This is a genomic window from Roseococcus sp. SYP-B2431 (assembly GCF_004336745.1).
Classification (GTDB): domain Bacteria; phylum Pseudomonadota; class Alphaproteobacteria; order Acetobacterales; family Acetobacteraceae; genus Roseococcus.
Map to the genome: position 1 here is coordinate 1 of NZ_SJXD01000013.1, position 5,774 is coordinate 5,774.

General features: G+C 72.5%; 5 protein-coding genes and 2 pseudogenes. 5 read left to right on the plus strand and 2 right to left on the minus strand.

Annotated features, from left to right (window positions below; all coding sequences use genetic code 11):
- Nucleotides 1-543 (minus strand): annotated as a pseudogene (locus EJV46_RS07870) (hypothetical protein); the annotation flags it as partial.
- A 135-nt stretch (nt 544-678) separates the two neighbouring features.
- Between EJV46_RS07870 and dapF the strand changes: the two are divergent.
- From dapF to EJV46_RS07895, 5 genes are all read left to right on the plus strand, one after another.
- Nucleotides 679-1,545: a diaminopimelate epimerase gene (dapF, locus tag EJV46_RS07875; protein ID WP_131548086.1), complete on the plus strand. Its 867-nt coding sequence runs from the start codon at nt 679-681 to the stop codon at nt 1,543-1,545.
- Nucleotides 1,546-1,574: 29 nt separating this feature from the next.
- Complete coding sequence (locus tag EJV46_RS07880) at nt 1,575-2,747, plus strand: MiaB/RimO family radical SAM methylthiotransferase (protein ID WP_255465999.1); 1,173 nt, start codon at nt 1,575-1,577, stop codon at nt 2,745-2,747.
- A 230-nt stretch (nt 2,748-2,977) separates the two neighbouring features.
- Nucleotides 2,978-3,952 (plus strand): signal recognition particle-docking protein FtsY, encoded by a 975-nt coding sequence (gene ftsY, locus EJV46_RS07885; protein ID WP_370323073.1) that lies wholly within the window; start codon nt 2,978-2,980, stop codon nt 3,950-3,952.
- A gap of 6 nt (nt 3,953-3,958) precedes the next feature.
- Nucleotides 3,959-4,954: a hypothetical protein gene (locus EJV46_RS07890; RefSeq protein WP_131548088.1), complete on the plus strand. Its 996-nt coding sequence runs from the start codon at nt 3,959-3,961 to the stop codon at nt 4,952-4,954.
- A gap of 75 nt (nt 4,955-5,029) precedes the next feature.
- A complete protein-coding gene (locus EJV46_RS07895) occupies nt 5,030-5,485 on the plus strand; it encodes a MaoC family dehydratase (RefSeq protein ID WP_206020747.1) in 456 nt (151 codons plus the stop codon).
- A gap of 18 nt (nt 5,486-5,503) precedes the next feature.
- Here EJV46_RS07895 and EJV46_RS22720 read toward each other — a convergent pair.
- Nucleotides 5,504-5,774, minus strand: a pseudogene (locus EJV46_RS22720) (energy transducer TonB); the annotation flags it as partial.

The window sequence follows — 5,774 nt, forward strand, 5'->3', positions numbered from 1 at the left end:
CTCCGCCGGCTCGGCGGCGGGGGCGGGCGCCGGCCGCGGCGGGGCCGGGCGGCGGCCGCCGGCGGTGCGCGGCAGGGCGTCGGTCTGGGTGTCCGTGTAGTCGGGCACGATGCGGGCCTGGGCGCCGGTGATCACCAGCACGCGGGTGCCCAGCGGGATCGGCTCCGCGTCGCGCTGGGTGACCGAGATCAGCTCGTCATTGGTCTTGCGGACGATGTATTCGATGGCGTTGGTATTGGCCGAGCCCCGCTCGGCCGTGGTGCCGACCAGCCCGCCGACCAGCGCCCCGCCGACCGCGCCCAGCGCGGTGCTCACCGAATTGCCGGCCACCGCCGCGCCGCCGATGGCCCCGCCCGCCGCCGCGCCCGCGGCCGCGCCGGTCGTGCCGTCGGCCGCGACGGCCACCCGCCGCGAGCCGGCGATGACGCCCTGCTGCACGGGATTGGCCTGCTGCACCGCGCGGGCGGCATATTCGTCGGCGGAATAGGTCGGCGCGCAGCCCGCGAGGGCGGCGACCAGGAAGAGGGGAGCTACTCGTCTCATGCGCGGGAGGTAGGTCGGTTGGCCCGCCGCGCCAACCCTGCCTCTGCGCCGGGCGCGATTCGGTCCCTATCGGCGGACGGATTTAACCGGACGGCTACGTTTCCGCTTCGGCGGATCGTGCCCTATATGCGCTGCATGAGGCTTCCGTTCCGCAAGATGCACGGGTTGGGCAACGATTTCGTCGTGCTGGACGCGCGCGCGGCGCCGATCGCCCTCGATCCCGACGCCATCCGCCTGGTGGGCGACCGCCATCGCGGGGTGGGCTTCGACCAGCTGGTGACGCTGGAGCCGGCGGCGGATGCCGACCTCTTCATCCGCTTCCACAATTCGGACGGCTCCGAGGCCGGCGCCTGCGGCAACGGCACGCGCTGCGCGGCCTCGCTGGTGCTGGCCGAGACGGGGCGGACGCATGTCGCCATCCGGACCGCGGCGGGGATGCTGGCGGCCGACCGCCTGCCCGACGGCACCGTCCGCGTCGACATGGGGCCGCCGAAGCTGGGCTGGCGGGACGTCCCGCTGGCCCGCGAGATGGACACGCTGCATGTGCCGCTTTCGGCCGAGGGCGTGTCGGACGCGGCCTGCTGCTCGATGGGCAATCCGCACGCGACCTTCTTCGTCGAGAACCTGGACGCGCTGGATATCCGGCGCATCGGGCCGGGACTGGAGCACGATCCGCTGCTGCCCGAGCGCGGCAATATCGGCTTCGCGCAGGTGCTCTCGCGGACGCAGCTGCGGCTGGTGGTCTGGGAGCGGGGCGCGGGGCTGACCCTGGCCTGCGGCTCGGGCGCCTGCGCCGCCGTGGTGAACGCCCGCCGGCGCGGGCTGGTCGAGGCCCGCTGCGCCGTGACGGTGCCGGGCGGCGGCGACCTCGTCATCGAGCAGCGTGAGGACGGGCATGTCTTGATGAGCGGGCCCGTGGCGACGTCCTTCACGGGCGAGCTGGAACTCCCGTCCGATCGCCCAGCCCTTGTTGCGTGGGGCGCCATGGGCGCGGCGGCGTGAATCGGCCGGGCGAAACATCTGCTGAGACGGTGACCTTCGGCTGCCGGCTCAATATCGCCGAGAGCGAGACCATGCGCGCGCTTGCCGCGCGGGCCGGCTTCGCCGATGCGCTGATCGTCAACACCTGCGCCGTGACGGGCGAGGCCGAGGCCCAGGCGCGCCAGGCCATCCGCCGCACCGCGCGCGAGCAGCCGGGGCGGCCCATCCTGGTCACCGGCTGCGCCGCGCAGATCGCGCCCGGGAGCTGGGCCGCGCTGCCGGGCGTGGTCCGCGTCATCGGCAATGGGCAGAAGCTGGACCCGGCCGCCTGGTCCGCGCCCGTCGCGCCGATCCTGCGCGAGACGCCGCTGGGCCTTGCGGCCGGGGGCGAGACGCGCGCCTTCCTCGCGGTCCAGCAGGGCTGCGACCATGCCTGCACCTTCTGCATCATCCCGCAGGGGCGGGGGCCGGCGCGGGCGATGCCCATCCCCGAGGCCGTCGCCGCCGTGCGCGACCTCGCCACCCGCCATGCCGAGGTGGTGCTGACCGGGGTTGACCTCGCCAGCCATCCAGAGCTGGCGGCACTCATCCGGGCGATCCTGCGCGAGGTGCCCGAATTGCCGCGGCTTCGCCTGTCATCCCTCGATCCGGCCGCACTCGACGAAAAATTCTGGGCCGTCTTCGCGGAGGAGGCGCGGCTGATGCCCCATCTCCATCTCTCGGCCCAGCATGGCCATGACCTGATCCTCAAGCGCATGCGCCGGCGCCACTCCCGCGCCGACCTGCTGCAACTTTCCGCCCGTGCTCGCGCGTTACGTCCGGATGTGGCGCTGGGGGCCGACCTCATCGCCGGTTTCCCGACCGAGACGGAGGAGCAGCTATGCGCGATGATCGATCTGGTGGGGGAGGCGCAACTCGGCTTCCTGCACGTCTTTCCCTATTCCGCCCGGGCCGGCACGCCCGCCGCCCGCATGCCGCAGCTGCCCATGCCGCTCCGCCGCGAGCGGGCCGCGCGGCTGCGCCGGGCCGGCGACATGGAGCGCGCGCGCTTCCTCTCCTCCCGCATCGGGCAGGTCGAGGAGGTGCTGATGGAGGCCGACGGCATGGGCCACACGCGGCATTTCGCGCCGGTACGCCTCGGCTCCGCGCCGCGCGGAGCCTTGCTGCGCGCCCGGATCACGGCCTCCGACGGCCGCATGCTGATGGCCGAGGAGGCCGCCTGATGGCGCTGCGCGATCTCTGGGGAAAGCTCACCGGCAAGTCGGGGGAGGGCAAGACCGCCGAAACGCAGGCGAGCGACATCCCGCCGCCCTCCACGCCGGAGATCGTTCCGCCCGTCCAGGAGCCGCCGGCCGAGCCGGTGCCCCCGCCCGAGCTGCCGCCCCGCGAGCCGGAGCCGCAGCGCGAACCGCCGACACCCGAGATCCCGCCCGAGCCGATCCGCGAGCCCGAGATTCCCGACCCCGCGAGGTCGGAAATCCAGGAAGCGGCCCCCGAGGAAGCCCCCAAACAGGGCTTCTTCGCCCGGCTGAAGCAGGGGCTCTCGCGCTCCACGGCCAAGCTCACCGACGCCATCGGAACCGTGTTCCTCAAGCGCAAGCTGGACGACGCCGCGTTGGAGGAGCTGGAGGAGATGCTGATCGGCGCGGATCTCGGCGTCGCCGCCTCCGGGCGGGTCGTCGAATCGTTCCGGCGCACGAAGTTCGGCCGCGAGGTCACGGACGAGGAGGTGAAGACGGCGCTGGCGGAAGAGATCGCCGCCATCCTCGCCCCCGTCGCCCGGCCTTTGGCCATCGAGCCGCGCCATGCGCCGCATGTCGTGCTGGTCGTGGGCGTGAACGGCACCGGCAAGACCACCACCATCGCCAAGCTGGCCGAGCAGTACCGGGCCCGGGGCCTCAAGGTCTGGATGGTCGCCGGCGACACCTTCCGCGCCGCCGCCGTGGAACAGCTTCAGATCTGGGGCGAGCGCACGGGCGCGCATGTGGTCGCGCCGGCCAAGATGGGCGCCGACGCCGCCGGCCTCGCCTTCGACGGGCTGCGCGATGCGAAGGCGGCGGGCATCGACGTCCTCCTCGTCGACACCGCCGGGCGCCTGCACAACAAGACCGCGCTGATGGAGGAGCTGCGCAAGGTCGTGCGCGTGCTCAAGCGCGGGGACGAGGCCGTGCCGCATTCCACCCTTCTCGTGCTGGATGCGACCACCGGCCAGAATGCCGTCAGCCAGGTGAAGGTCTTCAAGGAGATGGTGGACATCACCGGCCTCGTCGTCACCAAGCTGGACGGCTCCGCCAAGGGCGGCGTGGTGGTGGCGCTGGCGCAGGAGTTCGGCCTGCCGGTCCATGCCGTGGGCGTGGGCGAGAAGGCGGCCGACCTGCGACCTTTCGAGGCCAAGGATTTCGCGCGGAGCCTGGTCGGGCTCGATTGAGGCCGGATGTCGGCCGCCCTCCTCCTCTTCGCCGCCGCGATCGCGCTGCCGGCGCTGCTGATCCTGTCCACGCCGCGCGGTTGGCGCGTGGCCGTCATCGCGATCTGGACGATCGGCGGCCCCGTGGTGGTCGCCACCGGCCTGGCCTGGGAGAAGTCGGGCGATCCCGACCGTATGGGCCGCGACGTCCTGCGGCTGCTCATGATCTTCGGCCTGCCCTGGCTGATCGCCTGCACCCTCGGCTTCTCCGCCGGCTTGCGGATGCGCGGGCTGCTCGGCCGGATCATGCCGGCCGCCGCGCCGCCGGAGGAAGAGGAGGAAGCCCCCTCCGCGGCGCTGGTCCCTGTCGTCCGGGAGAGCACGATCCTCGGCATTCTCCGCCATGATCGCGGCCCCGAGGGCGTGCGCCTCCTCGACGACACGACCGGCGCGCTCCTCGCCGATCTGAGCGGCTGGCTGCGCAGCCGATTGCTGCCGCAGCCGGATGGCGGCGTCTTCCTGCATCTTTCCGTCAATGCGACCGACTCGCTCTATCGCCTCGATCTCGAAGACCGGACCTTCCGCGACCTGGGCGAGGACGGCCCGGACCGGCCCTGGGAGGAACTGGCCGCTGCGATCGAGGAAGACCGCGCCCTGGCGCTCGGTCCCTGGCCGCGCATGCGGCGCCTCTCCCCCGACGGCACGATCCGCGTCGAATTCGAGGCGGTCGAGATGGGGAACACGCTCTGGGCCTATTCGCCCCGCGTGATCGACCTCGTGTCCGGCCGCGTCGTGCTCGATCTCCGGGGCACGGATTGGGACGCCACGGCGGATTTTCCCGGCGAGCATCGCGTCGCGCTTGGCCTCCGCCGCTTCCGGGGCGGAAGGTCCTTCGCGGCCGAGCTGGACCTGCGGCAAGGCACCTGGAGGATCCTATCCGGTGACGGCTATGTCGGGCCGCAGCCCGAGCAGCCGTTGGCGAAGATCACGCGCGGGCTGGAACTGGCATCGCGCCAAGCCTGACGGGGCTGGTCCTTCGGACGGGCGCGCGGCAAGCTTGCTCGAAGCAATGGGCCCGAAGCCATAGGAAAGAACGACATGCTCGAAATCGAGAAGCCCGCCGACATGGCCGACTGGGTCGGCAAGAAGCTCGGCACCAGCGAATGGTTCACCGTGGACCAGAAGACCATCGACCTCTTCGCCGAGGCGACGGGCGATCACCAGTGGATCCATATCGACGTGGAGAGGGCGAAGAAGGAGATGCCGGGCGGCAAGACCATCGCCCATGGCTTCCTCACGCTCTCGCTGCTGCCGCGGCTGGGGCCGATGATCTACACCGTCAAGAACAAGTCGCGCGGCATCAACTACGGCACGAACAAGGTGCGCTTCACGGCGATGGTGCCGGCGGGCTCGCGCGTGCGGCTGCACTCCACGCTGAAGGCCTGCGACCCGTTTCCGGGCGGGGTGCGCCTGACGGTGGAGAACGAGATGGAGCTGGAGGGCAGCCCGCGCCCCTGCCTCGTCGCCGAGACGCTCAGCCAGGTCTACGACTGAGCGTTCCCACCTGCGCGGCTACCGGCCCGGACTGGTGAAGAAGCCCGTCGGCGGCGTGTTCAGAGAGGCGGCCGGGGCGGCGCTCGGCATCGGGCGGAGCGGGCTGGCGATCGGCGTCAGCGCGGAACTGGCGGCCGGCAGCGCGTGCGGGCTGGGCACCGAGGCGCCATGGGACGGCGGGGGCGCCGCGAGGACGGCGCCGGAGGGCGAGGCCGCCGCGGCCGGCGGGAGCTGGATCGGCGGCAGGCCGTCGCCGGCGGCCGCCCGCGGCGCGGCCGCCAGATCGGAA

Bases quoted from the DNA above. Each gene is read 5' to 3' on its own strand.
- EJV46_RS07895 (WP_206020747.1), top strand. From the start codon at position 5,030: ATGCTCGAAATCGAGAAGCCCGCCGACATGGCCGACTGGGTCGGCAAG.
- EJV46_RS07890 (WP_131548088.1), top strand. From the start codon at position 3,959: ATGTCGGCCGCCCTCCTCCTCTTCGCCGCCGCGATCGCGCTGCCGGCG.
- dapF (WP_131548086.1), top strand. From the start codon at position 679: ATGAGGCTTCCGTTCCGCAAGATGCACGGGTTGGGCAACGATTTCGTC.